This is a genomic window from Mycobacterium shunyiense (assembly GCF_058270035.1).
Window position 1 is genome coordinate 316,759 of the sequence record NZ_JBZDPT010000040.1, and the last position, 25,110, is coordinate 341,868.

Genomic DNA, 25,110 nt, shown 5'->3' on the forward strand with positions numbered 1-25,110 from the left:
TCCCCGACCCCTTCTGCCCTTCGCGAGGTGCCTGTGGACGAACCGGAAACTACTGACCGTCCGAGTCTGGTGCGGCCGTACACGCTGACGGCCGGCCGCACCGACTCGCGCGTGCACCTTCCGCTGGAAGCGCCGATACAAAAAACCGACACGACACGTGAACCGCGCTGGACTGGGCACGATGTGCGCGCACAGATCGTAGAGTTGTGCACCGGCAGTCCATCGGTTGCCGAGATTGCCGCTCATTTATCTCTCCCGCTCGGCGTGGCGCGCGTGCTGATCGGGGACTTGGTGACGCAGGGTTATCTACGGGTGGAAGCCACCCTTGATGATTCGGCTAGCTTCGACGAACGCCGCGAATTGATTGGAAGGACCCTGCGTGGCCTACGAGCACTCTGAACCCCGCTCGGCCTCCGGCGGCGGCGCCCCCCGACGTGGGGCCGCCTCGACGAAGATCGTCATTTCTGGCGGGTTCGGGGCAGGGAAGACGACATTCGTCGGTGCGGTCTCCGAGATCATGCCGCTGCGCACAGAAGCGTTGGTCACCAACGTGTCTGAGGGCGTCGACGCCCTGGACGGCACCCCGGACAAGCGCACCACGACGGTCGCCATGGACTTCGGCCGCATCACGCTGGACGAGGATCTGGTGCTCTACCTGTTCGGCACCCCCGGCCAGCGACGGTTCTGGTTCATGTGGGACGACCTGGTGCGCGGCGCGATCGGGGCGATCATCCTGGTCGACGTGCGGCGCCTGCAGGACAGCTTCGCGGCGGTCGACTTCTTCGAGGCCCGCAAGCTGCCGTTCATCGTCGCGGTGAACGAGTTCGACGACGCGCCAAAGCATCCCACCCAGGCAGTCCGCAAGGCTCTGGCACTGCCGGAGCACATCCCGGTGGTCGCCGTGGACGCCCGTGACCGCAACTCGGCCAAGGCTGCGCTGATCGCGGTCACCGAGTACTCGTTGACGACGATGTCGGCGTTGCCCGGCTGAGGCGTGGTAGCTGACGAAACCGCCTGGGCGGATAGGGAATTCACAGGTCACGACTTCCGCGAGGAAGATCTGAGCCGGTTGCGCACCGAGCGGGTGGTGTTCACCGAGTGCGATTTCAGCGGTGTCGACATGTCCGAGTCGCAACATTTCGGCTCGGCGTTCCGCAACTGCACGTTCCGCCGCGCCACGCTGTGGCACAGCGAGTTCACCAACTGCAGCCTGCTGGGTTCGGTGTTCACCGAGTGCCGGCTGCGGCCGATCAAGATCGTGGAATCGGACCTGACGCTGGCCGTGCTGGGCGGCTGCGATCTGCGCAACGTCGACCTGTCGGACTGCCGCTTGCGGGAGGCCAGTCTGGTCGGTGTGGACCTGCGCGAGGCGGTGCTACGGCAGGCGGACCTGACCGGCGCACGCGTGCAGGACGCCAAGCTCGATGAGGCCGATCTGCGTGGTGCCCGCGTCGACCCCACCTTCTGGACCACTGCGAAGCTGCGCGGCGCCAAGATCGACATCTCCCAGGCGCTGGCCTACTCCGCTGCCCACGGCCTCGACGTCCACGGCGGCTGACCTTTCCGCGCTGTTGGCGCGCAACCATTGGCGCGTCGCGCCCGCGCTTTGTCGCGCCCCGCTTTGTCACGCCCCGCTTTGTCGCGCCCCGCTTTGTCACGCCAGAGTGGCTCTCGGCGCCGAGCGTCACGCCAGAGTGACGCCCCGGCACGCTCCGACACCGCTTTGTCACGCCAGAGTGGCACCCGATGCCGAGCGCCACTCCAGCGTGACAATGGGGAACCAGCGGGTTAGCAGCAGCGGGGCAGACAGCGCCGCACCCAGCGGGTCGGGGGACCGAAGCGCGTCAGGCCGATTTCAGCCGGATCCGCCAGCGGACGAACCCGGTGTAGACGATGCAGATCAGCACGAGGATGCCGATGTTGATCAGCCACACCGACGGGGTGTGCTTCCAGTGCGAGTCGGCGGGCAGCAGCGGTGGCGGCACCAGGCGGGTCAGGTCGATGGTCGATGCCGAGGCTGCGAAGCCCCAGCGCGCCGGGGTGATCCAGGACAACTGATCCAGCACGACCCGGTCGGTCACCGGGATCATGCCGCCGGAGAACACCAGCTGGCTCATCACCGTCACCACCAGCAGCGGCATGATCTGTTCCGCTGAACGGGCGAGTGCCGAAAGCGCGAGCCCGACCATCGCCGAGGCCACACACGTCATCGAGATGTCGATGAACAATTCGAGGTTGCGGCCGCCGAGGAACGCACCTCTGTCGACGGCGCCAGGGCCCCAGCCCTTTCCGAGGATCGTGATCACCGTGACGATGGCGGACTGGATGACCGCGAACACCGCGAAGACTGCGATCTTGGCCATCAGGTACGCCGTCGTCGACAGGCCGACGGCCTGTTCACGCCGGAAGATCGCCTGCTCACCGATCAGTGCCCGGATGGTCAGCGCGGTGCCCATGAAGATTGCGCCGACGTTGAGCATCACCAGGATCTGGCCCGGTTCGTTGGGCGCTTCACCGCCTTGGACGGCCGGCACCGGCAGACCGAACCCGACATCACCGGGCACCGACAACGACAGCACACCCATGATGAACGGCAGCATCAACAGGAACGCGGTGTAGCCGCGGTCGGACACGATCAGCCGGACTTGTCGTCGGGCGATCGTGGACAGCTGGCGGAACAGGCTGGTGTGCGTCGGCTCGCCGAGGCTCTCCGGTTTCTCGGCGGGCGGTTTCGGCGGCGGAGGGCCGTGCTTGGCGAGGTACCGCTGCTTGGCTCCTTCAGGGTCGCCCGCGACGGTGCTGAAGATGTCGGCCCAGTTGGTGGTGCCGAGTTCCTCGCCGATCTGGTCGGGTGGCCCGCAGAATGCGGTCTTCCCACCGGGCGCCAGCAGCAGCACCTGATCGCACACGTCCAGATACGTCAGGGAGTGGGTGATGACGAGCACGACGCGGCCGGCGTCGGCGAGCTGACGCAGCATCGTCATGACCTGGCGGTCCAGCGCCGGGTCCAGTCCCGACGTCGGTTCGTCGAGGATCAGCAGCGACGGACCGGTCAACAGTTCCAGGGCAACCGAGGCGCGTTTGCGCTGCCCGCCGGACAGCTTCTCGACCCGAGTGTCGAGATGTTTGGTCATCTCGAGTTCTTCGAGCACCTGCATGACGACCTGTTCACGGTCGGCTTTGGTGGTGTCCGGCGGGAGTCGCAGTTCGGCGGCGTACATGAGTGCCTGCCGGACGGTGAGCTGGCCGTGCACGACGTCGTCCTGAGGCACCATGCCGATTCGGGATCGCAGCGAGGCGTACTCGGCGTGGACGTCGTGGCCCTCGAACGTGACCGTGCCGCTGGTCGGATGGGTCAGGCCGGCGACCTGGCGGGCGAACGTCGACTTGCCCGCACCTGACGGGCCGATGACGGCGGTCAGCATGCCGGGTCGTGCGTCGAGCGAGATGTTCTCGAGCAGCGTCTTGTTGCCCTCGATCGTCCAGGTCAGGGCCCGGACCTCGAGCCCCCCGGTACGGGTGTCGGCCTCGGTCTCGCTGCGGCGCACCAGGGTGCCGCCGGAGAACACCAGGTCGACGTTGCCGATGGTGACCACGTCGCCGTCATGCAGGATCGCGGAGTCCACGCGGGCGCCGTTGACGAACGTGCCGTTGATGCTGCGTTCGTCGCGGATCGCGGTGCCGCCGGTCATCGGGATCAACGTGGCGTGATGCCGCGAGGCCAGCACATCGGGGATGACGATGTCGTTGTCGGTTTCGCGGCCGATCTTCACCGCGCCTGCCGGGGCCGGGCTGGGGCGTCCGGGGCGCAGGATCTTGAGCATGCTGGTCGCGATGTTGCCGCCGGACTCACTGCTGCCGCGGACGCTGGCGGCCGGCCCCATCGTCGTCGGCGCCGCGCCCGGGTTCGAGTTGCGAACGGGAGGGGGCTGATAGGCCTGTGGACCGCTGGGGTGGCCGGTCTGCGGGCCACTCGGGTAGCCGGATTGCGGCCCGCTCGGGTAACCGCCCTGTGGGCCGCTGGAATACCCGGTGGGTGGCGTCGGGTAGCGAGGTTGTGGGCCCGACGAGAAGCCGGGGCGCTGGGCGGCGGGCGGCTGGCCGTACTGCTGTCGGCCGGGCGCGGCCTGGGTGGGCCAGGCGCCGCTCGGCCGGTTCGCGATCGGTACTGCCGCTGTCGGCGTGCGGCCGACGGACCCCTCCTGGACCCGGCCGACCTCGAAGGTCAGCTGTGGTCCGTCCGGGTTGCCGATGTTGACGACCTGGCCGTCATGGATGTCGAGCGTGGGCACCCGGCGGCCGTTGGCGTACATGCCGTTGAGGCTGCCGTTGTCGATCGCGACCCATCGGCCTTGGTCGAAGCGCAGCACCAGGTGGGCACGCGAGATCAGCGGGTGGGCGATGCGGACGTCGGCGCGGAGGTCTCGGCCGATGACGACATCGTTGCCCGGGGCAAAGGTACGGGTCGACCCGTCGTAACGAACGGTCAGCGCAGGGCTCATCGCGCTCAACTCTATCTGTTGTTCTCACCGGGGCTGGGCCGTTGCGGGGGTGTGGCGGCGTGTGACGATGGCACGCATGGGTTCTGAAGGGGCGCAGAAGGTGGCCGTCCGGGTGCTCGGCGCGCTGCGGCAGGTGGGCATTGTGCTGGCCGGTGCGGCGGCGGTGTGGTTGGTGTGGGCCTTGGCGCTGAGCGCCTGGGCGCGGCTGGTTGCGCCGCGCAGTGCAGGTGAAAGCGCCTGGTACACGCTCAACCTGCACCGCTGGGGCGACGCGTTGCCGAATCGGATGGCGCTGGTGGTGACCATGATCGTGGTGGTGCTGATCGCGGCGATGGCCTACAGCGTCTGGCGCGGACGCACCGACCGTGATCTGGCGGCCACCCCGGCCGGCGCCGCGGGTGTGGCGGCATTACTGGTCATCGCTTACGTCAGTCAGGGCATCCCGGCGTTCTACCGCCGGGTGATGGACAGCGCCCCGGTCACCGCGGCGTTGCCTCTCGGTGCGGCGTCGTGGTGGTTGTGCCTGGCCGGTGCGGCGGCGACGTTCCTGGCCGCGCGAGCGTTCCCGCGGTTGGAACGCGGCTCGGTGAAGTTGCTGGCGGTCGGCGCAGCGATCGCCGTCGTGGTTGCCGCGGTGGTGACCGTCGGCGCCTCACGCGCCGGTGACGACGGGCGCTTCGTCGACGCGTCGACGGCGGCAGCTACCGATGTGCCCGCGATTCCCGCCGCGTTGGGGAAGCGGACGTTCACCGTGTCGTTGCCTGACGCGTTCGGCGACAAACACGTGTCGTTATACGACATCGATTCGGCCGGAGCCGGTTTCGTCGTGTATCAGAACGGCCGCATCACGGCCTACGGTTCCGACGGCAAGGAGCGGTGGCACTACGCCCGTACCGGGCCGGCGGAGATCGGCGTCAATGGGATGCGGGTGGTCGACGACGGCGCCACGGTGTTGGCGTTCATCGATGGTGGCCTGGTCGGTCTGGATGCAATCACCGGTGAGCAACTGTGGACCAGTGGCGATGACGCCCTGACCACGGCGGCCCGCGGACGTTTTCGCGCCGCGACCGGGCCGTTCATCGTGGCGTGGAACGACGAGCGCATCTGGTCCCGGTACGACGGCCGGACCGGCCGCGCGTTGTGGAGCGTGCCCGCTCCGCATCCCGGATGCGGAATGGTCGAACCCGTGGTGGCCGCCTCCGGCGTGGTGTCCGCAGTTCAATGTGAGGACGGCAAGGTCTGGTTGAGCGTGCTCGATCCCGAGACCGGCCAAATCGGTTGGGACACATTGCTGACGGAGCGAAAGATCGACCCGAAGGCGCCGCTCGAGCAGCGCTATCTGAGATTGTCGGACCGGCCGGCCAACGGCATCGGAGTCTTCATTTCCATTCTGGGATCCGGAACACCCGCGGATGTCAGGTATGCCGATATCGTTCACCGCACTGTCAGCCCGTTGCCTGCGGATGAGCGTCTGGCCGAGTCCTATGGTCCCGGTGATGATTTCGTGGTGTGGTATCTCGACGATCGGGCTACCCGGCTGACCCTGTTCGGTGCTGACGGTCGTCAACGGTGCCAGCTTCCCGACGGCCTCGAGCCGGCTCGCTCGACGGTGCCGAGTCGGCGGGTCGATCAACCTGCCTACGTGGCGTTCCCCGACACCCTGGTCCTCGCCGACCGGGGCGCCGCGGGATCACTGCGCACCTTCGACTCGAAGACCTGCGCTGAGACCGCAACGGTGCCAGCTCAATCGGTGGAGGGCTTCGTCCCGTCCCCGGGTGCGGTGTTGGTGTTGCGGAGCGAGGGGAAGACGCTGCAGATCGACGGGTACAGCGGCTAAGCCGGCGTAGTGGCCAGGGCCGGCACGGCTTCTGCCGGGTAGCGGTCCTGGGCGTCCCAGACGTCCCAGGTCTGCACCGCCCAGAACACCGCGAAAAGCACGATGAGGATGAGTTCGACGGTGATCACGCCGAAATGCCATCCCAGGATCAGCAACACGACGCCGGCCACGACGGTGACGAGCATGAGCGCGGCGATGGTCGCGTAGAACCGGGCCAGGTGCTGTCGCACCGCGGCCCGCGCGTAGCACGCGTGGTAGACCGCCACGAGCGTGATGGCCAAGAACATCGCCACCGCGGCAATGACGTGTGCATGCTCGGCGAACCAGTCCCACAGCATCAGCGGGGCGCCGGCGATCGCGATGGCCAACAGCGCTGTCGGGAGCCACTTTTCGACCCGAAGCAGCGCAGTGGCAACGGTCTTCCACAGGGTGGCGGCCTCGGCACAGGACGGTTCGGACGGCACGGGCGGCACTTGCGGGCGCCGCCAGCGGTCCAGCGCCAGATACATCCCGGTGCCGACGGCGACGGCCACGAACAACGCGGCGACATTGTTGGCGACGCCGCCGAAGGGGTCGGCCACGCTGGGAAGCCATGGCTGACACAGGTCGTCGCCGGGGCCGGTCGGTACCAGCGCCACGATGAAGGCCATGAAACCGGAGTAATTGAGCAGTGCGTCCTCACCCACCCGGCTGCCCTTGTAGGCGATCAGGCAGATGCCGATGGCGCACAGGGACGCCAGGAACACCGCGTGGGTGCGGGTGTAGAAGAACGCGCTGATCGACCCCTGCGGGCAGGTGTGTGCCCAGGTCAATGCCAGCGAGGTCAACAGGAACACCACCAGCGCCACCAGGCCGACCCGCACGTAGCGGTAGGTCACCATGGTGTCGCTGACGGCGTCTGTGCTCACTTCACGAGTGTGTCCGGGGCTCCCGTCACCACGCAATGGGTATGGCTGTAGATCGTCGGCATGCACTCGTTGCAGTGCGTGCAAAGCGATTTGACCGAACCCTTTTCGTCCTCTGCCTTGATCCGGTTGAGCAGATCGGGCTCGGCGAGTAGTGCGCGGCCCATCGCGACAAAGTCGAAACCCGCCGCCATCGCCCGGTCCATGGTCTCCCGGTTGGTGATGCCGCCCAGCAGGATGATGGGCATGGTCAGCTCGGCGCGGAACTTCTCGGCGTCGCGCATCAGATACGCCTCGTGGTACGGGTATTCGCGGAAGAACTTGTTGCCGCTCATCCGGATGCCCCAGCTGATCGGTGGCTTGAAGTTGGCCGCGAACTCCTTGACCGGAGCGCCGCCGCGGAACAGGTACATCGGGTTGACCAGCGAGCTACCTGCGGTGAGCTCGATGGCGTCCAGTCCGCCGTCCTCCTCGAGCCACTTCGCGGTCTGCAGCGACTCGTCGATCGGGATACCGCCGCGGATGCCGTCGCTCATGTTGAGCTTGGCGATGACGGCGATCTTCCTGTCGCCGTGCTTGTCGACGGCGTCGCGCACCGCGCGCACCACACCGCGGGCCACCTTCGCCCGGTTCTCCAGTGAACCGCCGAACTCGTCGGTGCGTCGGTTGATCAGGGGGGACAGGAACGAGCTGGCCAGATAGTTGTGGCCGAGGTGGACCTCGACCGCGTCGAATCCGGCGTCGATGGCCAGCCGTGCGGCATTGGCATGTGCTTCGGTGACATCGCGGATGTCCTCGATCGAGGCCTTCTTGGCGAACCGCATCGACAGCGGGTTGAAGAACCGCACCGGCGCCAGCGCCTTGGCCTTGTTGGTGCGCGAGTTGGCGACCGGCCCGGCGTGGCCGATCTGGGCACTGATGGCCGCGCCCTCGGCGTGGATGGTCTCGGTGAGTTTGGTGAGTCCGGGCACGGCCTCGGGCCGCATCCAGATCTGCCAGCCGTCGGTGCGGCCGCCGGGGGAGACCGCGCAGTACGCGACGGTGGTCATGCCGACGCCGCCGGCCGCGGGCAGGCGGTGATAGTTGATCAAATCATCGGTGACCAGCGCATTGGGTGTGGATGCTTCGAAGGTGGCGGCCTTGATGATGCGGTTGCGCAGCGTCACCGGGCCGAGTTTGGCCTCACTGAATACGTCAGTGAACACATTGGGCTGGGTGTTCATATGCTGAGCCTGCCACGCGGCTGACACAATGGCACCCGTGGGTTCCATTGTGTTGGACGGTAAGGCGACGCGCGACGAGATCTTCGTTGATCTCAAGCAGCGCGTCGCGAAATTGACCGAAGCGGGCCGGACGCCCGGGCTCGGGACCGTGTTGGTCGGTGACGACCCCGGTTCGCAGGCTTACGTGCGCGGCAAGCATGCCGACTGCGCCAAGGTCGGGATCAACTCGATCCGCCGCGACCTGCCTGCCGACATCACCCAGGCGCAGCTCGACGAGACCATCGACGAGCTCAACGCCAACCCGGAGTGCACGGGCTACATCGTGCAGCTTCCGCTGCCGAAGCATCTGGACGAGAACGCCGCGTTGGAGCGCATCGATCCGGCCAAGGACGCCGACGGTCTGCATCCGACCAACCTGGGCCGGCTCGTGCTGGGCAAGGAAGCGGCTCTTCCCTGCACGCCTCGCGGCATCGTGCACCTGCTGCGGCGGTTCGACGTGCCGATCGCCGGAGCGCATGTCGTGGTGATCGGGCGCGGGGTGACGGTCGGCCGGCCGATGGGCCTGTTGCTCACCCGGCGCTCGGAGAACGCGACGGTCACGCTGTGCCACACGGGTACCCGCGATCTGCCCGCTCTGACGCGGCAGGCCGACATCATCATCGCCGCGGTCGGGGTGCCGCACATGGTGACCGCCGACATGGTCAAGCCCGGTGCCGCCGTCGTCGACGTCGGTGTGAGCCGGGTGGACGGCAAGCTCACCGGTGACGTCGCGCCCGACGTCTGGGACGTGGCCGGGCACGTGTCACCCAACCCGGGCGGGGTGGGGCCCCTGACGCGGGCGTTCCTGCTGACCAACGTCGTCGAGGCCGAAGAGTCGAAACTGGCGTGACAGTGAACGAGTTCGTCCGCAAGGTGTTCGCCGGCCAGTGGCCGATCCTCGTGGTCGGGCTGATCTTCATCGCGGCCTTCGCCTTGGTGGTGGCGGGCTATTGGCGCCGCGGCGCGCTGGTCATCGGGATCGGCGTGGGCGCGGCCGCAGCGCTCCGGCTGGCCCTGACCGATGACCGGGCCGGACTTCTGGTGGTGCGTTCGCGGACCATCGACTTCACGACCACCGCGACGGTGAGTGCCATCGTGCTCTACATCGCGTGGACCATCGACCCGCTCGGCACCTCGTAATTCTCTCGACCGAGTGGCCAGTTATTGCACTGAACTGACGAAAGTCCGTGTCATAACTGGCCTTTCGGCGCGGATCAACTCAATTTCAGCGCGGCCGCCACGATCGGCTTGGCCCACTCCAGCGTGTTCGACAGATCGGCCGGACCGACGATCTCGCCGCGGGCCACATGTAGCACCAGGACCGGCAGTGGCGCGTGCTCACCGGCCGGATCGGCGTCCGCGGAGTTGTCGTAGACGCGGAGTTCGGTGACCACCGGGAGTAACTGCACGAGGTTCTGCCTGCTGTGCCGCCACCGGCGCCGGATCGACGATTCCGGGATGTCATGACCGCCGGCGCCCACCCGGTGCCGGACCCGCTCGATGTGCAGCTCGGGGGAGGCCAGCCCGACGTACCAGATCCGCACCTCGAATCCCGCGGCGATGGCTTCAGTCAACAGTCGGGGGATGGTGCTGCCGGCGAGGGTGGATTCGATGGCCAGGTCGAGCTTTTCGGCGATGGCGCGTTCCAGTAGCCGCTTGCCCTGATGCCAGGCCAGGCTGTTCGCCCGGGTCTGGTCGAGCTCGGGATTGGCGGCCATCAGCTGGCGAGCGGCTTCGTCGGGGTTGAAGTAGTCGCCTCCGAACGAGCGGATGGTGGCACCGCCGATGCTGCTCTTGCCGGCGCCGTTGACCCCGGCAAGGACGTAGATGCAAGGCACCTGAGGGGCTCAGCCTCGTTGTGCCGATTGCGCCGCGGCGCCCAGCTGTTCGGGTGTTGCGTCGAATGCAGCAGCCATGGCTGTCTTGGATTCGGGCGTCTGCATGCGTTCCAGCAGGGTGTCGAATTCCTCGGTCAGCTCGTCGAGGGCCGGGGCGTTGGCGCGGGTGAGCGCTTCGAACTCGGCGTAGGACACGAGCACTGCCTTGGGGGCGTTGTGTTTGGTGATCGTGACGGCGCCGCCGAGGGCAGCCTGTTCGACGATCGCGGCGAACTCGTTCTTGAACCGGGTAGCCGCGACGGACGGTACGTCGACGAGCTCGCCGGCGCGGTTGCGGAAAGTCAGAGTTGTCATATGGCCATTTTAGCCATTTTGGCTATTTCAGCCACCCTGATACTCACAGGAAATGCCCAGTAGGCAATCTTGCCCAGTAGGCAATAATTCGCCTACCGTGGTGGCATGGAACCGGGACTGCGGGAACGCAAGAAGCTCGACACGCGACGGGCGCTGAGTGATGCGGCGCTGACGCTGGCGTTCGAGCGGGGCCTCGAGAATGTCACCCGCGAAGACATCGCCAATCTGGCCGGGGTCTCGCTGCGCACCTTCACCAACTACTTCGCCGGCAAGTTCGACGCGCTGGCCTACCGGCAGCAGGAGCGCTTGCGGCGCAGTATCGACCTGTTGCGCTCGCGCCCGGCCGATGAACCGTTGTGGACCGCCATCACCGAATCGGTGGTTAATCCGGTGGACGCCGACATGTCCGACGTCTACGGTGTGGAGAACGCGCTGCCGACGCGTCAGCAGTTGGCCGAGGTCCGAAAACTGCTGATGATCCCGGAGATTCGCGATGCGACCTTCCGGGGGATGTCCGACGAGTGGGTGGCGGCAATCGCCGAGCGGACCGGCACCGACCCGGAACGTGACATGTACCCGCGGCTGGTGGCCGCCGTGGTGCGTGCCGTCGGCGATGTCGCGATGGACGAGTACGGGATCGCCGATCCGCCAGTGTCTTTCACATCACTACTGCGTAGAGGGTTCGCGGCGGTGGCCGCGGGCCTGCCGGAACCAGGAGGGAACTCATGAACGAGAACAAGGTGGACGTCGTCGTCTCCGGTGCCGGACCCAACGGTCTGCTGGTGGCCGGTGAGTTGGCGCTGGCCGGTGTGCGGCCGGTGGTGTTGGAGCAGCTGCCTGAGCCTAGTGAGGAGCTCAAGGCGAACGGCATTGTCGGGCAGGCCAACCGCGTGCTCGACCTGCGGGGCCTGTACCGGACGCTCAGCGGAACGGACGATGCTCCGGAGCCGATGGGGGGCTACATCTTCGCGGGCATGCAGGTGCCGTTCGCCGATGTCATCGACAATCCGATGTACGGCATGCTGATTCAGCAGCCCAAGGTCGTGCGCCAACTCGTGGAGTGGGTACAGGGGCTGGGGGTCGAGATCCGGTGGGGGCATGAGCTCGTCGATCTCCGGCACGAATCCGACGGCGTCACCTTGGAGGTCGCCGCACCCGCGGGGAACTACCGGCTGTCGACCACCTATCTCGTCGGCGCCGACGGGGGCCGCAGTCCGGTCAGGAAGAAGGCCGGCATCGAATTCCCCGGGCTGACCACCGAGATGGTCGCGAGAGTGGCCCACATCAGCCTGCCGGATGAGTTGCGCGCGGGCTACGGCCAACTGAACATCCCTGGAGTTGGACGAATCCCGTTCGGACACAATCGCTTCGACAATGGTGTGCTGATCTACGCCGAGTTCCAGGAGGGGCGGTCGATGCTGGGGACCATCGAGTACGGCTCCGTGCTGCCCGAGGATGCACCGGAGCTGACGATCGACGAGTTGCGCGCGAGCGCGAGGCGAGTGGTCGGTGCCGATCTGCCGATCGAACCCCCAGACGGGCCGGGACCGCATGCTCTGCGACGGATCAACGGCCAGAACACCCGTCAGGCGGAGCGGTACCGCGCCGGCAACGTCTTCCTGGTGGGAGACGCCGCCCACGTGCATTCGGCGATGGGCGGCCCTGGTCTGAACCTGGGACTGCAGGATGCGATGAACCTCGGCTGGAAACTGGCCGCCACAGTGCAGGGCCGGGCACCTGACGGCCTGCTGGACAGCTATCACAGCGAGCGCTGGCCGGCCGGGCAGCGGGTGATGATGCACTCGATGTCCCAGGCCGCCCTGATGGCCTCGGGGCCCGAAGTCACCGCGCTGCGACAGCTTTTCGGCGAACTCCTGGCGACGCCGGACGGCGCGGCGCACATCGCCGGGGTCCTGGCCGGCTCGGACGTCCGGTACGACGTCGATGACGAGCACCGGCTGTCCGGATACTTCGTGCCTGATTTCGTCCTGGATGACGGGCGCCGTATCGCCGAGCTGCTGCAGTCGGGGAGGCCGTTGTTGCTCGACCTGTCCGGCGGCGATTGCGCCGACGTGATCGAGGGCTGGCGCGACCGGCTGGACGTGACGGTGGCGACCGCACAAGACCGGCCCGCTGCGTTTCTGCTGATCCGGCCTGACGGCTATGTCGCCTGGGCGGCAGACGAACTCGCCGAAACCGACCAGGACCGGCTACGTGGTGCGCTGCAGCGTTGGTTCGGGCCGGAAGCGGAACTGGATGCGCTCAGCGCCTGAGGGCGCGGCGCAAGACGGCGGGGTGGCGGGCGATCTTCGGTCCGAGCAGGAGTGCGAAGACCGTGGTCGCGAGCCACGGCCGCAGGTGCGGGCGCAGTCGCCGAATCTGGCCGTTGTCGTCGAGTTCGAGCACCAGCGCGTCGGTGATGGTGACGCCTGCGACCCTGCCTTCGCTGACCGCCACGCGAATCGGTCCCTCGCCGATCGGTTCCTGCCATGACAGCTGCCCCAGGCCTCCGTACACCCCGGTGAGCAGCGAGCGGAGATCGTCGTGTCCGCGGAACACCATCCGGCCGGACAACGGCGAGATGAGTTCCGCGTCCGGGGCCAGCGTGGCCATCGCCCGGTCGATGTCGTTGGTACGGGTGGCCTCGCAGAACGCGTTGACCGAGTCTGTCGTCGTTGTCATCGCCCCATCCTTCAGTCACTTGCGAATTGCAACCCACCCTAATCTCTGTTCATTGCAATTCGCAATGGACTACGGTTCGGGTGTGCCCAAACAGTCCTTCGGCGATATCGCGTGCTCGATTGCGCGCGCGGTCGACGTGGTCGGGCAACGCTGGACTCCGTTGATCTTGCGTGACCTGTTCGCGGGGTTGACGCGGTTCGAGGACATCCGCCGCGACCTCGGTATCGCGTCGAACATCCTGGCCGCGCGTCTCGACGAACTCGAAGGCCACGGAGTCGTGGAACGACGGCAGTATCAGAGCGCGCCACCGCGGTACGAGTACCTGCTCACCGACAAAGGCCGCGATCTCTACCCGGTGATCGCAACGCTGGTGGCGTGGGGGGACAAGTGGCTGGCCGGGTCGGATGGACCGCCGGCCGTACTTGTTCACGACGAATGTGGTTGTGTCACAACAGCGAAGACGGTATGCGCCCAGTGTGGCGGAGAACTCAGCGCAGACACCACCACCGCCACGGCCGGTCCAGGTGCGCGGCCCGGCCCGGGCACCGCCGTCATCGGCGAGTTCATCGGGGGCCGCGACGCCTAGCTCGGTCGACCTCAGTCGAGCGTGGCTCCGATACACACGGTGACGTAGGGCAGCGCCAGGCCCGACGAATGGGCCAGCGCCGGGTGGGTGGACAGCAGTTCGCGGACCTGCTCCAGTGTCTGGGTGCGCACCCGCTCCGGTGAGGTGATGCAGTAGCTGCGCGAGGCCACCAGATCGATGAGTGCCTGGGGCGTCAGATAACTCGTCCACTCCACCTGGTGACGTTCGATCGCGCCGAACGGTTCACCCAGTGCCACCTCGCTGTTGGGATCATGTTCGGGCCCGATGATGCGGCCCAGATCCTTGACCCAGCCCGACCGCTCGTCGCGGGTGTTCCACACCAGACCTAGTCGACCGCCCGGGCGCAGCACCCGGCTGACCTCCTTGACCGCCCGCTCCGGGTCGAACCAGTGCCACGCCTGGGCCACCAGCACCGCGTCGACGCTGTTGTCGGCCAGTGGAATCTCCTCGGCGGTACCGAGCAGTGCCGGGGTGTCCGGCAATGAGTTCGTCAGCAGCTCAAGCATTTCCGGAATGGGGTCGACGGCGATGACGTCCAGCCCGCGCTCGACGAGCCGGGTGGTCAGCTTGCCGGTACCTGCGCCCAGATCCAGCACGTCGTGGGCACCCTCGGGTAGCAGCCAGTCGATCGCCTCCGGCGGATACGACGGCCGGCCGCGTTCGTAGGCGGCGGCCTCTGAGCCGAAGGACAGGGAACGCGCCTTGGGTGAACTCACCGCTGTGCCAGCTCCAGTGTGCGGCGGATCAATTTACCCACCACCTCCGTCTCGACCAGGAAGCCGTCGTGGCCGAACGCTGAGTCGACCACGTCGAGGCCGTTGCAGCCCGGCAGCAACTCGGCCAGTTCCTGTTGCAGCCGGATGGGGTAGAGCCGGTCGGAGGTGATCCCGCCGACGATGACGGGCACCGGACAGCTACGCAGTGCGCTGGCGACTCCGCCGCGTCCGCGGCCCACATCGTGGGTGGACAGCGCATCCGAGAGAGTCACATAGGTGCCAGGGTCGAATCGGCGGGCCAGTTTGCCGCCCTGGTACTCGAGGTAGCTCTGCACCCCGTAACGCCCGCCGTCGGTCGGGTCCTCGTCGCCCTGGGCGTCGTTTCCGAAGCGGTCGTCGAGTTCCTCTTCACCGCGATAGGTCAGGTGCGCGAAGCGCCGGGCGATCTCCATTCCGGCCGACGGTGACCGGCCGGTGTCGTAGTAATCACCGCCCTGCCAGTCCGGATCGGCCTTGATCGCGGCCACCTGGGTGCTCTGGGTGCCGATCTGGTCGGCGGTCGCACGGGCCCCGACGGCCAGTACCAACCCGGCCCGAACCTCGTCGGGGTGCCCGACGAGCCATTCCAGCGCTCGGGCGCCGCCCATCGACCCGCCGACCACCGCGGCGACCTCGGTGATACCGAGGGCGGCCAGTGCAGCCCGGTCGGCCTCGACCTGGTCGCGGATTGTGATCTGGGGAAACCGTGAGCCCCATGGCTTTCCGTCGGGGGCAAGGGAACCCGGTCCGGTCGAGCCCTGGCAGCCGCCGAGCACGTTGGTCGAGATCGCGCACCACTGGTCGGTATCGATCGGGGCGCCCGGTCCGGCCACCCCGTCCCACCAACCCGCGGTCGGATGGCCGTCGCCGGCCGGTCCGGTGACATGGGAGTCGCCGGTCAGCGCGTGCAGCACCATCACCACGTTGTCGCGTGCGGGGGACAGCTTGCCCCAGCGCTGCACGGCGATCGACACGTCGGGCAGGACAGTGCCGTTCTCCAGCGTCAGGGCACCGATGTGCACCACGCTGATCTCGCCTTCGGCGGGCAACGGGACGGTGGACACGGCGGGTTCTTCGGTGATCGTCATGCCGGTCTTCTCTCGCCGTCCTACACCGTCGCCGCAGTCTGCGCGACGCCGCTGAACGGACGGGCGGCGGCGAATCCCTGCTCCAGGTCGGCCAGGATGTCGTCGATGCCCTCGATACCGACGGCCAGCCGCACCAGGCCGGGGGTCACGCCGGTGGACAGCTGCTCCTCGGGGGAGAGCTGTGCGTGCGTGGTCGAGGCGGGGTGGATCACCAACGAGCGCACGTCACCGATGTTGGCGACGTGGCTGTGCAACGTGAGGGCGTTGACGAACGCCTTGCCCGCTTCCACACCGCCCGCCAACTCGAATGCCAGCACGGCGCCGGTGCCCTTGGGTGCCAGCTTCTGCCCCAGCTCATACCAGGGAGAGGTGGGGAGTCCGGCGTAATTCACCGAGGTGACGCCGGAGTGCCCGGCCAGGTACTCGGCGACCTTCTGCGCATTGGCCACGTGGCGTTCAACACGCAGCGACAGCGTTTCCAATCCCTGCGCGATCAAAAAGGCGTTGAACGGCGACAGGGCGCTGCCCAGATCGCGCAGCAGCTGCACGCGGGCCTTGAGCGCGTAGGCGGGTGCGCCGAGCTCGGCGAAGATCACGCCGTGGTAGCTGGGGTCCGGCTCGGTGAACCCCGGGAAGCGTCCGTTGGTCCAGTCGAAGTTGCCACTGTCGACGATCACACCGGCAATCGCCGAACCGTGCCCGCCCAGGTACTTGGTGGCCGAGTGCACCACGATGTCGGCGCCGAGGGCGATGGGCTGGATCAGGTAGGGCGTGGCGATGGTGTTGTCGACGATCAGCGGGACACCGTTCTCGTGTGCCACGGCGGACACGTTCGGGATGTCGAGGATGTCGATCTGGGGGTTGGAGATCGTCTCGGCGAAGAAGGCCTTGGTGTTCGGCCGCACGGCCGCCCGCCATGAGTCGGGAGCATCAGGGTCTTTGACGAAGCTGACCTCGATGCCGAGCTTGGGCAGCGTGTAGTGGAAGAGGTTGTACGTGCCGCCGTACAGGCGTGGGCTGGACACGATGTGGTCACCGGCGCCGGCCAGGTTGAGGATGGCGAAAGTCTCGGCGGCCTGCCCGGAGGACAGCAGCAGCGCGGCGACGCCGCCTTCGAGTGCGGCGATGCGCTGCTCGACCACGTCGGTCGTGGGATTCATGATCCGGGTGTAGATGTTGCCCGGCTCGGCCAGCCCGAACAGGGCGGCCGCGTGGTCGGTGTCGCGGAACGTATAGGACGTCGTCTGGTAGATCGGCAGGGCGCGGGCGTTGGTGGCGCTGTCCGGCGTCTGACCGGCATGGACCTGCTTGGTCTCGAACGACCAGTTTTCGGCGGTTGTCATGGCTTGATGTCTCCTCCGGGTGAGGGGATGAGGAAGGTAGGGGTGTGGGTCGGCTACCGGACGTCTCGCTCGTCGACTACGACGACACGCGAACATCGACAGTTCATGGACACATACACATGGCTGGCCTCCATCAGGTTTCCCTGTCTGTCTGGGGGCCCGTACCTTCGGACCCGCGCTTGCCTTACAGCCGCGAACGACTGCTCAACCTGGTCATCACCCGGGGCACCCCACCGCGGTTGGAGGGTTGCCGGCCAGCAAGCCGGGGCTTGATGCTGACACTCATGACCGGCCTGCAGCTTATCGCAACGCGCTGAGGCGGTGCCAGTCGGTTCTTCAGCGTGTTTGCCGGTTCTGCGCGGACGGGACTGAAACACGTTCGGTTCGGCGGGTGCGTGGAGGTGTCGGGCGCCTGAACGTAAGCCAAAGTTACTGGTCAGTAATGAAAGCTGCTCCTTCGCGGCGATCCGCTCCCTTGTAGTCTGGCCCGCGATAACAGAGCAGCGAATAACCGCGGGTGAGAACGAGTGATCCTCGTCCAACCCAGACTGACGCCGGGAGAGCAACCATGACTGCCCAGCAGCCGACCATCATCTACACGCTGACCGACGAGGCGCCGCTGCTTGCGACGTACTCCTTCTTGCCGATCATCCGCGCCTTTGCAGAGCCGGCGGGTATCGATATCCAGACCAGTGACATCTCGGTTGCGGCCCGCATCCTGGCCGAATTCGGTGACTACCTGACCGACGACCAGAAGGTCCCGGACAACCTGGGCGAACTGGGGCGTCTCACTCAGCTGCCCGAAACCAACATCATCAAGCTGCCCAACATCAGCGCGTCGGTCCCGCAGCTCGTGGCCGCGGTCAAGGAGTTGCAGGAAAAGGGCTACGCGGTGCCCGACTTCCCGGGCGACCCGAAGACCGACGAGGAGAAGGCGATCCGCGATCGCTACTCGAAGATCCTCGGCAGCGCAGTGAACCCCGTTCTGCGTGAAGGCAACTCGGACCGCCGCGCTCCCAAGGCGGTCAAGGAATACGCGCGCAAACACCCGCACAGCATGGGCGAGTGGTCGCAGGCGTCGCGTACCCACGTGGCCACCATGAAGACCGGCGACTTCTACCACGGTGAGAAGTCGATGACCCTGGACAAGGCGCGCAACGTACGCATGGAGCTGGAGACGTCCGGCGGCGAGACCATCGTGCTCAAGCCCGAGGTGAAGCTCGACGAGGGCGACGTCATCGACTCGATGTACATGAGCAAGAAGGCGCTGATCGAGTTCTACGAGGAGCAGATCGAGGACGCCTACAAGACGGGCGTGATGTTCTCGCTGCACGTCAAGGCGACCATGATGAAGGTCAGCCACCCGATCGTGTTCGGCCACGCCGTCAAGGTCTTCTACAAGGACGCCTTCGCCAAGCACGAGAAGCTGTTCGACGAGCTCGGGGTCAACGTCAACAACGGTCTGTCGGATCTCTACAGCAAGATCGAGGCGCTGCCGGCCTCGCAGCGGGAAGAGATCATCGAGGACCTGCACCGCTGCCACGAGCACCGGCCCGAACTGGCCATGGTGGATTCGGCCAAGGGCATCTCGAACTTCCACTCGCCGTCGGACGTCATCGTCGACGCGTCGATGCCGGCCATGATCCGCCTCGGCGGCAAGATGTACGGCGCCGACGGCCGCACCAAGGACACCAAGGCGGTCAACCCGGAGTCGACCTTCTCCCGGATGTACCAGGAAGTGATCAACTTCTGTAAGACCCACGGTCAGTTCGACCCGACCACGATGGGCACGGTGCCCAACGTCGGCCTGATGGCGCAGAAGGCCGAGGAGTACGGCAGCCACGACAAGACCTTCGAGATCCCGCAGGCCGGTGTCGCCAAGATCGTCGACATCGATTCCGGTGAGGTGCTGCTGAGCCAGGAGGTCGAGGAGGGCGACATCTGGCGGATGCCGATCGTCAAGGATGCCCCGATTCGCGACTGGGTCAAGCTGGCCGTCAACCGGGCTCGGTTGTCCGGTATGCCTGCCGTGTTCTGGCTCGATGACGAGCGCCCGCACGAGAACGAGCTGCGCAAGAAGGTCAAGGCCTACCTCAAGGAAGAGGACACCGAGGGCCTGGAGATCACGATCCTGCCGCAGGTCTGGGCCATGCGCTACACCCTGGAGCGGCTGATCCGCGGCAAGGACACCATCTCGGTGACCGGCAACATCCTGCGTGACTACCTGACCGACCTGTTCCCGATCCTGGAGTTGGGTACCAGCGCCAAGATGCTCTCGATCGTGCCGCTGATGGCCGGTGGCGGGCTGTACGAGACCGGTGCGGGCGGCTCGGCCCCCAAGCACGTCCATCAGCTGGTGGAAGAGAACCACCTGCGTTGGGACTCGCTCGGCGAATTCCTGGCGCTGGGCGCCAGCCTGGAGGACCTCGGCAACAAGACCGACAACGCCAAGGCCAAGGTGCTGGCCGCCGCGCTGGACACCGCGACCGGAGAGTTGTTGAACGAGAACAAGTCTCCCTCGCGCAAGACCGGTGAGCTGGACAACCGCGGCAGCCAGTTCTACCTGGCGCTGTACTGGGCGCAGGCACTGGCCGAGCAGACCGAGGACAAGGAACTGGCCGCGCACTTCGCGCCGCTGGCCAAGTCTCTCGGCGAGCACGAACAGGCCATCGTCGCCGAACTCAATGCGGCGCAGGGCAAGCCGGCCGACATCGGCGGCTACTACTACCCGGATGCCGAGAAGACCGCTGCGGTGATGCGTCCGAGCAAGACGCTCAACGACGCGTTGGCGGCTTCCGAGAAGGCTTAGGTGGCAAGTCAGGGCGGCGACGGGATATCCCGGCGCCGCCCGGACTGCTGTCTGGCGGTCAGTCCTTGGCGCCTGCGGACGCGGGCTAGCCTGTCGCGCGCGTTTGGTCCGTGTGCCGGTCGACGAACTCGGTGATCAGCCGGGTGATGGTGTCGGGTGCCTCGAACATCGGGACGTGTCCCACACCTTTCAGCGTGGTGACCACGGCATCGGGTGCCAGGCTCTTGGTGAAGTGCCGGGTGAATCGAGGCGCGGGCAGCACCCGGTCCTTCTCGCAGATCACGAGTTGGGTTGGGGTCCGCGAGTTCTTGATCTCCATCAGTCCCGCGGTGGTCAGTGCCTTGAGCATGAGCTTGAAGTAGGCCGGGCAGTGTGCCAGATCGTCGATCAGATCGCGACGGTCGCTGTCGTTGAGTACCTCGGGGGTCGCGCTCACGGCCAGATATGAGATCTGCTTCGTCATCGGGAGTTTGAGCAGCTGCTGGCGCAACACCGCGGTGGACAGCACGACCGGCAGGGCCGCCATGAACTTGGCGATGATCTCGTACTTCGCCGGGGTGAACCGCGACCAGCCTCCCGCGGGAGCGATGCCGGTCAGCGTGCGGGCCCGGCCACGGCGTTCCAGTTCGAAGGCCACCCAGCCGCCGAGCGAGTTCCCGACGATGTGCGCGGTGCACCAGCCCAGCTCGTCGAGCCGGCGTTCGACGTCGTCCGCCAGGGTTGCGACGTCGAGAAGCATCGGGGCATGCGGACCGCCGTGGTGGCCGGCCATGGTGGGCGCGAACACCTCGTAGCGCCCGGTCTGCGCGAGTTGGGGTGCGACGTACTTCCACACGCTCTGCGACAGCAGGAACGGGTGCAGCAGCAGGATCGGTTCGCCTGATCCAAGGTGAATGGGGGCACGTTCAGCCATGTCGCCCGACATTAAGGTGATACCGCCGGTACCGCAAGGGCCTGTCGGTGCGGATCGGTAGGGTCTGGGCGTGGCATCTCCGGCACCTCTGACTGTCAGCACCATCAACGTCAACGGCATTCGCGCCGCGGTCAAGCAGCGGTCCACCGAGAATCTGGGCCTGCTGCCCTGGCTGAAGGAAACCGAGGCGGAGGTGGTGTGCCTGCAGGAGACCCGCGCCGACGACGAGCAGCTCAACGATGCCCTGGCCCCAGCTCTGGCCGACGGGTGGAATCTGGCCTCGGCCGTCCCGCATGTCAAGGGCCGCAACGGGGTTGCGGTGTTGTCCCGGCACCCCATCGAGGCTGCGCGACTGTTGATGTCCGACGAGTTCGAGGCCCACGGCCGCTACCTCGAGGTGGACACCGCGGGAGTGACGGTGGCCAGCGTGTACGTCCCGACGGGCGAGGCGGAGACGGACCGTCAGCTGGAGAAGGAACGGTTCATGGCCACCGTCGCCGCCCGGATGGCCGAGCTGCTGGAGCATGACGCGGTGCTGTGCGGGGACTGGAACATCGCCCACACCGAGAACGACATCAAGAACTGGAAGGGCAACGTCAAGAAGGCCGGCTTCCTGCCCGGTGAGCGGGCCTGGCTCACCGAACTCTTGGGCACCGGCTGGGTGGATGTGGTGCGGGTGCTACATCCCGACGTGGCCGGACCGTACAGCTGGTGGTCGTGGCGCGGTAAGGCTTTCGACAACGACGCCGGCTGGCGCATCGACTACCACCTGGCCAGCCCAACCTTGGCCGGCCGGGCGACCACAGCCCGGGTGGACCGGGCCGAGTTGTACGCGCTGCGGTGGTCGGATCACTCACCCGTGACGGTCAACTACGGCTGAGGCCAGCTCGGCCTCCGGCCGAGATGCAGCAGGACCTTCTCGAAATCCGTTGCGGCCGCGGCGTCGACCGCGCGGTCGAACGGTGAGGCCGCACTGTCACGGAAGTCCCCGTCGGGAATCCCCATGACCAGTGGCAGCAATGCGGTGACAGCGTCGTCGGGCAGTTGGTACGGCATACCCATCGAAGCCGCGACATCCCACCCGTGGACGGCGTAGTCGACGAAGTGGAAGCCGATCGCCAGGGCGCCGGGGAACGTCGCATCCGGACCGAACTCGGGCAAGGTGAACGTTGCCTCGGTGATTCCGTCGGCGGCGAACGCGTCCAGCACCTCGTGGGCAGCGGCGGCATAGGTGCCGGCCGGGTCGGCGCGGACGGCGTCGGCCACCGTCGCCACCTGCCATACCGCTTCGTCGGCGCCATTTCCGCGCGCGGCCGCGGCGAATCCGTGGTGCTGCACGGTCATGTGGGCCAGCAGGTCGGCGAGCGTCCACCCGGTGCAGGGAGTGGGCCGGTCCAGGTCGGACGCGCGGACCGCGTCGACGGCTTCGACGGAGCGCAGCACGGCGACGCGGTGAAAGGTACGTGGGTCTATTTCAATAGTAGGCATACGCTTACGATAAGCGTGAGCACATCATATGGCAACGCCTACGCTGATCAGGGTGTCGAAGCGTCCGGATCTGGCAGCCATGCTCGCCCCGCTGTTGCGGGAGCTGATGGCCGCCGAACAACCGGTCCTCGACGCTCACGGTGTGTCGATGTGGGGTTACGTCGTCCTGCTCGCCCTCGACCGGTCCTCGGTGCGGACGCAGGCGGCGCTGGCCGAGTCGATCGGCGCGGACAAGACCCGCATCATCCGCACCCTCGATGACCTGCAGCAGCAGGGCTTCATCGAGCGCGAGGCCGATCCCGACGACCGTCGGGTCCGGCTGTTGGGCATCACCGAGGCGGGCCGGGCCGTCAAGGATGCGGTCCAACGGGAGATCCAGCGCGGGGAGGAGCGCTGGCTGGGCGAGCTGACTGCCGAGGAGCGAAAAGTGTTCTTGCGGGTCCTGCAGCGGCTGACCCCTGAATAATGCGGATGACGCCAGTGCGAAAATCAACAGCATCATGAGTAGCGGAAGCAAACAGGTCGTATTCTCGGGCGCTCAGCCCACCTCGGACTCCCTGCACCTCGGTAATGCCCTGGGTGCCGTCACGCACTGGGCGCAGCTACAGGATGGGTACGAGGCGTTCTTCTGCGTCGTCGACCAGCACGCCATCACCGTGCCGCAGGATCCCGAGACCCTGCGTCGGCGCACGCTGGTGACCGCCGCGCAGTACCTGGCGCTGGGCATCGATCCGGCGCGCAGCACCGTGTTCGTCCAGAGCCATGTCCCCGAGCACAGCCAATTGGCTTGGGTGCTCGGATGTTTCACCGGCTTCGGCCAGGCATCGCGGATGACACAGTTCAAGGACAAGTCGCAGAAGCAGGGTGCGGACGCCACCACCGTGGGCCTGTTCACCTATCCGGTGCTGATGGCCGCCGACGTCCTGCTCTACGACACCGATCTGGTGCCGGTCGGAGAGGATCAGCGTCAGCACCTGGAGCTGGCCCGCGACCTGGCGCAGCGGTTCAACGCCCGGTTCCCCGACACGTTCGTGGTGCCCGAGGCGATGATTCCGAAGGCCACGGCCAAGATCTACGACCTGCAGGATCCGTCGGCGAAGATGAGCAAGTCTGCGGCGTCCGATGCCGGGCTGATCAGCCTGCTCGACGATCCGAAGGCCACAGCCAAGAAGATCCGCTCCGCGGTGACCGACAGCGAGCGTGAGATCCGGTTCGATCAGGAGAACAAGCCGGGTATCTCCAACCTGCTCACCATCCAGTCTGCGGTGACCGGGGCCGACATCGACAAGCTGGTCGAAGGCTATGCGGGCCGCGGCTACGGCGATCTCAAGAAGGAGACCGCCGAGGCCGTGGTCGAGTTCGTCACGCCGATCAAGACCAGGGTCGATGAACTCCTGGCCGATCCGACCGAACTCCAGTCGGTTCTGGCCGCCGGGGCGGAACACGCCCGGGAGGTCGCGGGGAAGACCCTCGCCCGGGTTTACGACAAGATAGGGTTTCTCCAGCAAACGTGATGAGTGGCCAGGGGAGGGTCGGCGGTGAACGAGCCGGAGAAGCCGGGATTACTGGCACGGGCCCGCGCCCGCTTCCCCTGGTTCGACCACGTGATGCGGGCGCAGGAGCGCTATAACGACTGCAACGGCAACTTCTACGCCGCTGGCATCACCTATTTCACGATCTTCGCCCTGTTCCCGCTACTGATGGTCGGGTTCGCCGCCGGTGGCTTCCTGCTGTCGCGCCGTCCGGATCTGCTCGAAGAAATCGAGCATCGGATCCGTGAGGCGGTGTCCGGTGACCTCGGCCAGCAACTGGTCACGCTGATGGACTCGGCCATCGCCTCGCGCGGCACGGTCGGCGTGATCGGCCTTGCGACCGCGGCGTGGGCCGGACTGGGCTGGATGGCCAATCTGCGTGAGGCACTGAGCCAGATGTGGGAGCAACACGCCGAGTCCAGCTTCGTCGGCAACAAGCTGTCGGATCTGCTCGCACTGGTGTCGGCGTTCCTGGCGATGGTGGTCACCATCGGGCTGACCGTGCTCGGGGACCCCTCCTTGATGCGGAAGATATTGCGCTGGATCGGCCTTCACGACGGCGCCCTACTCGGCGGCGGGTTGCGCGTCATCTCGATCGCGGTGTCGGTCTCGATCTCGTGGCTGTTGTTCACCTGGATCATCTCCCGGTTGCCGCGCGAACCGGTGCCGTTCCGCCGGTCGATCCGGGCCGGCCTCCTGGCTGCCGTGGGTTTCGAGATCTTCAAGCAGGTGGCGTCGATCTACCTGCAGTCCGTGCTGAACGGCCCGGCTGGGGCGACGTTCGGCCCCGTGCTGGGCTTGATGGTGTTCGCCTATGTCACCGCGCGGCTGATCTTGTTCGCGACGGCCTGGGCGGCGACGTCCACGGAGAGCCTGGCCGAGGCGCCGGTGCCACCGCCGGATCCTGCGCAGATCGTCACCAGGGTGCAGGTCCACGAGGGGATCGGGGTGACCGGAGCCTTGGCCGCGGCCGCCATGGGAGCCATTGGTGCTCTGGGGCTTTCGCGCCTGCTGCGCCGCTAGTGGCGGACGGCCGGTGGTCGGTGGCTGCGGCTCACCCACGGCTTTGTCACGCTGGAGTGGCGCCGGCGGTCGAGCGTCACGCTGGAGTGCGCACCCGCCGCACTTTGTCACGCTGGAGTGGCGCCGGCGGTCGACAGCCACGCTGGCGTGACAAAGCGGGGCGGGAAGACGT

25 protein-coding genes and 1 riboswitch are annotated in these 25,110 nt (G+C 66.8%); of the genes, 14 read left to right on the forward strand and 11 right to left on the reverse strand.

The genetic code is table 11. From position 1 onward, the window contains the following. Positions 1–33 precede the first annotated feature (33 nt). The 3 genes from AC4ELS_RS22835 to AC4ELS_RS22845 are packed head-to-tail and all read left to right on the forward strand — an operon-like array spanning position 34 to position 1,558. Positions 34–399, forward strand: a complete 366-nt coding sequence (locus AC4ELS_RS22835) for a DUF742 domain-containing protein (protein ID WP_082448780.1) — start codon at positions 34–36, stop codon at positions 397–399. Beyond that, positions 380–991 (forward strand): GTP-binding protein, encoded by a 612-nt coding sequence (locus AC4ELS_RS22840; protein ID WP_003882325.1) that lies wholly within the window; start codon positions 380–382, stop codon positions 989–991. Before AC4ELS_RS22835 ends, AC4ELS_RS22840 begins: the two co-directional genes overlap by 20 nt. 3 nt (positions 992–994) lie before the next feature. Further along, on the forward strand, positions 995–1,558 hold the full coding sequence (locus AC4ELS_RS22845; protein ID WP_499049413.1) for a pentapeptide repeat-containing protein: 564 nt from the start codon (positions 995–997) through the stop codon (positions 1,556–1,558). 286 nt (positions 1,559–1,844) lie between these two features. On the opposite strand, the gene AC4ELS_RS22850 is transcribed toward AC4ELS_RS22845, so the two are convergent. Then, positions 1,845–4,502, reverse strand: coding sequence for an FHA domain-containing protein (locus AC4ELS_RS22850; protein WP_499049415.1), 2,658 nt, complete (start codon positions 4,500–4,502; stop codon positions 1,845–1,847). Positions 4,503–4,578: 76 nt separating this feature from the next. Between AC4ELS_RS22850 and AC4ELS_RS22855 the strand changes: the two genes are divergently transcribed. After that, positions 4,579–6,339: a BamB-related PQQ repeat family beta-propellar protein gene (locus AC4ELS_RS22855; protein WP_499049417.1), complete on the forward strand. Its 1,761-nt coding sequence runs from the start codon at positions 4,579–4,581 to the stop codon at positions 6,337–6,339. On the opposite strand, the gene AC4ELS_RS22860 is transcribed toward AC4ELS_RS22855, so the two are convergent. Together AC4ELS_RS22860 and AC4ELS_RS22865 are read right to left on the reverse strand one after the other, a co-directional pair. Next, on the reverse strand, positions 6,336–7,220 hold the full coding sequence (locus tag AC4ELS_RS22860; RefSeq protein ID WP_064880195.1) for a hypothetical protein: 885 nt from the start codon (positions 7,218–7,220) through the stop codon (positions 6,336–6,338). The genes AC4ELS_RS22855 and AC4ELS_RS22860 overlap by 4 nt on opposite strands. A 23-nt stretch (positions 7,221–7,243) precedes the next feature. Beyond that, positions 7,244–8,467, reverse strand: a complete 1,224-nt coding sequence (locus AC4ELS_RS22865; protein ID WP_064960809.1) for an NADH:flavin oxidoreductase — start codon at positions 8,465–8,467, stop codon at positions 7,244–7,246. A 37-nt stretch (positions 8,468–8,504) separates the two neighbouring features. On the opposite strand from AC4ELS_RS22865, the gene AC4ELS_RS22870 reads away from it, so the two are divergent. Together AC4ELS_RS22870 and AC4ELS_RS22875 are read left to right on the forward strand one after the other, a co-directional pair. After that, positions 8,505–9,356 carry a bifunctional methylenetetrahydrofolate dehydrogenase/methenyltetrahydrofolate cyclohydrolase gene (locus AC4ELS_RS22870; protein ID WP_064880194.1) on the forward strand — a complete coding sequence of 284 codons (852 nt, stop codon included), beginning with the start codon at positions 8,505–8,507 and terminating at the stop codon, positions 9,354–9,356. After that, a complete protein-coding gene (locus AC4ELS_RS22875) occupies positions 9,353–9,646 on the forward strand; it encodes a DUF3017 domain-containing protein (RefSeq protein ID WP_055109665.1) in 294 nt (97 codons plus the stop codon). The genes AC4ELS_RS22870 and AC4ELS_RS22875 overlap by 4 nt, the downstream gene beginning before the upstream one ends. 74 nt (positions 9,647–9,720) lie before the next feature. Here the strand turns inward: AC4ELS_RS22875 and AC4ELS_RS22880 are convergent, their stop codons facing one another. Both AC4ELS_RS22880 and AC4ELS_RS22885 read right to left on the reverse strand, forming a co-directional pair. Continuing rightward, positions 9,721–10,344: an ATPase gene (locus AC4ELS_RS22880; protein WP_499049419.1), complete on the reverse strand. Its 624-nt coding sequence runs from the start codon at positions 10,342–10,344 to the stop codon at positions 9,721–9,723. 9 nt (positions 10,345–10,353) lie between these two features. Beyond that, positions 10,354–10,698: a type II toxin-antitoxin system Phd/YefM family antitoxin gene (locus tag AC4ELS_RS22885; RefSeq protein ID WP_064880174.1), complete on the reverse strand. Its 345-nt coding sequence runs from the start codon at positions 10,696–10,698 to the stop codon at positions 10,354–10,356. Between the two features lie 105 nt (positions 10,699–10,803). On the opposite strand from AC4ELS_RS22885, the gene AC4ELS_RS22890 reads away from it, so the two are divergent. Continuing rightward, positions 10,804–11,427, forward strand: a complete 624-nt coding sequence (locus AC4ELS_RS22890; protein WP_498885288.1) for a TetR/AcrR family transcriptional regulator — start codon at positions 10,804–10,806, stop codon at positions 11,425–11,427. Further along, positions 11,424–12,971 (forward strand): FAD-dependent monooxygenase, encoded by a 1,548-nt coding sequence (locus AC4ELS_RS22895; protein WP_064880170.1) that lies wholly within the window; start codon positions 11,424–11,426, stop codon positions 12,969–12,971. Before AC4ELS_RS22890 ends, AC4ELS_RS22895 begins: the two co-directional genes overlap by 4 nt. On the opposite strand, the gene AC4ELS_RS22900 is transcribed toward AC4ELS_RS22895, so the two are convergent. Further along, positions 12,961–13,380 carry a nuclear transport factor 2 family protein gene (locus AC4ELS_RS22900; protein WP_498885285.1) on the reverse strand — a complete coding sequence of 140 codons (420 nt, stop codon included), beginning with the start codon at positions 13,378–13,380 and terminating at the stop codon, positions 12,961–12,963. The genes AC4ELS_RS22895 and AC4ELS_RS22900 overlap by 11 nt on opposite strands. 82 nt (positions 13,381–13,462) lie before the next feature. Here AC4ELS_RS22900 and AC4ELS_RS22905 point away from each other — a divergent pair, with 82 nt between their 5' ends. Then, positions 13,463–13,966, forward strand: coding sequence for a winged helix-turn-helix transcriptional regulator (locus tag AC4ELS_RS22905; RefSeq protein ID WP_064880191.1), 504 nt, complete (start codon positions 13,463–13,465; stop codon positions 13,964–13,966). An 11-nt stretch (positions 13,967–13,977) separates the two neighbouring features. Here AC4ELS_RS22905 and AC4ELS_RS22910 read toward each other — a convergent pair whose 3' ends face one another. The 3 genes from AC4ELS_RS22910 to AC4ELS_RS22920 are packed head-to-tail and all read right to left on the reverse strand — an operon-like array spanning position 13,978 to position 17,173. Beyond that, positions 13,978–14,703 (reverse strand): class I SAM-dependent methyltransferase, encoded by a 726-nt coding sequence (locus AC4ELS_RS22910; protein WP_064880169.1) that lies wholly within the window; start codon positions 14,701–14,703, stop codon positions 13,978–13,980. After that, positions 14,700–15,830 (reverse strand): homoserine O-acetyltransferase MetX, encoded by a 1,131-nt coding sequence (gene metX, locus AC4ELS_RS22915; RefSeq protein WP_064880167.1) that lies wholly within the window; start codon positions 15,828–15,830, stop codon positions 14,700–14,702. The genes AC4ELS_RS22910 and metX overlap by 4 nt, the downstream gene beginning before the upstream one ends. 20 nt (positions 15,831–15,850) lie before the next feature. After that, positions 15,851–17,173, reverse strand: coding sequence for a bifunctional o-acetylhomoserine/o-acetylserine sulfhydrylase (locus AC4ELS_RS22920; RefSeq protein ID WP_448448568.1), 1,323 nt, complete (start codon positions 17,171–17,173; stop codon positions 15,851–15,853). Positions 17,174–17,343: 170 nt separating this feature from the next. Continuing rightward, positions 17,344–17,463: riboswitch (SAM riboswitch) on the reverse strand. 278 nt (positions 17,464–17,741) lie between these two features. Here AC4ELS_RS22920 and AC4ELS_RS22925 point away from each other — a divergent pair. Next, positions 17,742–19,982 (forward strand): NADP-dependent isocitrate dehydrogenase, encoded by a 2,241-nt coding sequence (locus AC4ELS_RS22925; RefSeq protein ID WP_448448569.1) that lies wholly within the window; start codon positions 17,742–17,744, stop codon positions 19,980–19,982. Between the two features lie 85 nt (positions 19,983–20,067). Here the strand turns inward: AC4ELS_RS22925 and ephH are convergent, their stop codons facing one another. Continuing rightward, positions 20,068–20,895: an epoxide hydrolase EphH gene (ephH, locus tag AC4ELS_RS22930; RefSeq protein ID WP_448448570.1), complete on the reverse strand. Its 828-nt coding sequence runs from the start codon at positions 20,893–20,895 to the stop codon at positions 20,068–20,070. A gap of 88 nt (positions 20,896–20,983) precedes the next feature. Between ephH and AC4ELS_RS22935 the strand changes: the two genes are divergently transcribed. After that, complete coding sequence (locus AC4ELS_RS22935; protein ID WP_499049488.1) at positions 20,984–21,775, forward strand: exodeoxyribonuclease III; 792 nt, start codon at positions 20,984–20,986, stop codon at positions 21,773–21,775. On the opposite strand, the gene AC4ELS_RS22940 is transcribed toward AC4ELS_RS22935, so the two are convergent. Beyond that, a complete protein-coding gene (locus AC4ELS_RS22940; RefSeq protein WP_499049422.1) occupies positions 21,766–22,383 on the reverse strand; it encodes a TIGR03086 family metal-binding protein in 618 nt (205 codons plus the stop codon). The genes AC4ELS_RS22935 and AC4ELS_RS22940 overlap by 10 nt on opposite strands. A gap of 28 nt (positions 22,384–22,411) precedes the next feature. Between AC4ELS_RS22940 and AC4ELS_RS22945 the strand changes: the two genes are divergently transcribed. Genes AC4ELS_RS22945 through yhjD form a run of 3 tightly spaced genes read left to right on the forward strand, consistent with a single transcriptional unit; the run spans position 22,412 to position 24,938 of the window. Continuing rightward, positions 22,412–22,849 carry a MarR family winged helix-turn-helix transcriptional regulator gene (locus tag AC4ELS_RS22945; protein ID WP_499049424.1) on the forward strand — a complete coding sequence of 146 codons (438 nt, stop codon included), beginning with the start codon at positions 22,412–22,414 and terminating at the stop codon, positions 22,847–22,849. A 34-nt stretch (positions 22,850–22,883) separates the two neighbouring features. Continuing rightward, the gene (gene trpS / locus AC4ELS_RS22950) at positions 22,884–23,897 is read left to right on the forward strand and encodes a tryptophan--tRNA ligase (RefSeq protein ID WP_064879329.1); all 1,014 of its coding nucleotides are present in this window, start codon (positions 22,884–22,886) and stop codon (positions 23,895–23,897) included. A gap of 24 nt (positions 23,898–23,921) precedes the next feature. Then, complete coding sequence (gene yhjD / locus AC4ELS_RS22955) at positions 23,922–24,938, forward strand: inner membrane protein YhjD (protein WP_448448572.1); 1,017 nt, start codon at positions 23,922–23,924, stop codon at positions 24,936–24,938. Positions 24,939–25,110: the final 172 nt, after the last annotated feature.

Excerpts from the sequence above, each read along its gene's own strand:
- AC4ELS_RS22850 (WP_499049415.1), bottom strand. The coding sequence starts at position 4,502 with ATGAGCCCTGCGCTGACCGTTCGTTACGACGGGTCGACCCGTACCTTT.
- AC4ELS_RS22855 (WP_499049417.1), top strand. The coding sequence starts at position 4,579 with ATGGGTTCTGAAGGGGCGCAGAAGGTGGCCGTCCGGGTGCTCGGCGCG.
- AC4ELS_RS22860 (WP_064880195.1), bottom strand. The coding sequence starts at position 7,220 with ATGGTGACCTACCGCTACGTGCGGGTCGGCCTGGTGGCGCTGGTGGTG.
- AC4ELS_RS22865 (WP_064960809.1), bottom strand. The coding sequence starts at position 8,467 with ATGAACACCCAGCCCAATGTGTTCACTGACGTATTCAGTGAGGCCAAA.
- AC4ELS_RS22885 (WP_064880174.1), bottom strand. The coding sequence starts at position 10,698 with ATGACAACTCTGACTTTCCGCAACCGCGCCGGCGAGCTCGTCGACGTA.
- AC4ELS_RS22890 (WP_498885288.1), top strand. The coding sequence starts at position 10,804 with ATGGAACCGGGACTGCGGGAACGCAAGAAGCTCGACACGCGACGGGCG.
- AC4ELS_RS22895 (WP_064880170.1), top strand. The coding sequence starts at position 11,424 with ATGAACGAGAACAAGGTGGACGTCGTCGTCTCCGGTGCCGGACCCAAC.
- AC4ELS_RS22900 (WP_498885285.1), bottom strand. The coding sequence starts at position 13,380 with ATGACAACGACGACAGACTCGGTCAACGCGTTCTGCGAGGCCACCCGT.
- metX (WP_064880167.1), bottom strand. The coding sequence starts at position 15,830 with ATGACGATCACCGAAGAACCCGCCGTGTCCACCGTCCCGTTGCCCGCC.
- AC4ELS_RS22920 (WP_448448568.1), bottom strand. The coding sequence starts at position 17,173 with ATGACAACCGCCGAAAACTGGTCGTTCGAGACCAAGCAGGTCCATGCC.
- AC4ELS_RS22925 (WP_448448569.1), top strand. The coding sequence starts at position 17,742 with ATGACTGCCCAGCAGCCGACCATCATCTACACGCTGACCGACGAGGCG.
- ephH (WP_448448570.1), bottom strand. The coding sequence starts at position 20,895 with ATGGCTGAACGTGCCCCCATTCACCTTGGATCAGGCGAACCGATCCTG.
- AC4ELS_RS22940 (WP_499049422.1), bottom strand. The coding sequence starts at position 22,383 with ATGCCTACTATTGAAATAGACCCACGTACCTTTCACCGCGTCGCCGTG.
- AC4ELS_RS22945 (WP_499049424.1), top strand. The coding sequence starts at position 22,412 with ATGGCAACGCCTACGCTGATCAGGGTGTCGAAGCGTCCGGATCTGGCA.
- trpS (WP_064879329.1), top strand. The coding sequence starts at position 22,884 with ATGAGTAGCGGAAGCAAACAGGTCGTATTCTCGGGCGCTCAGCCCACC.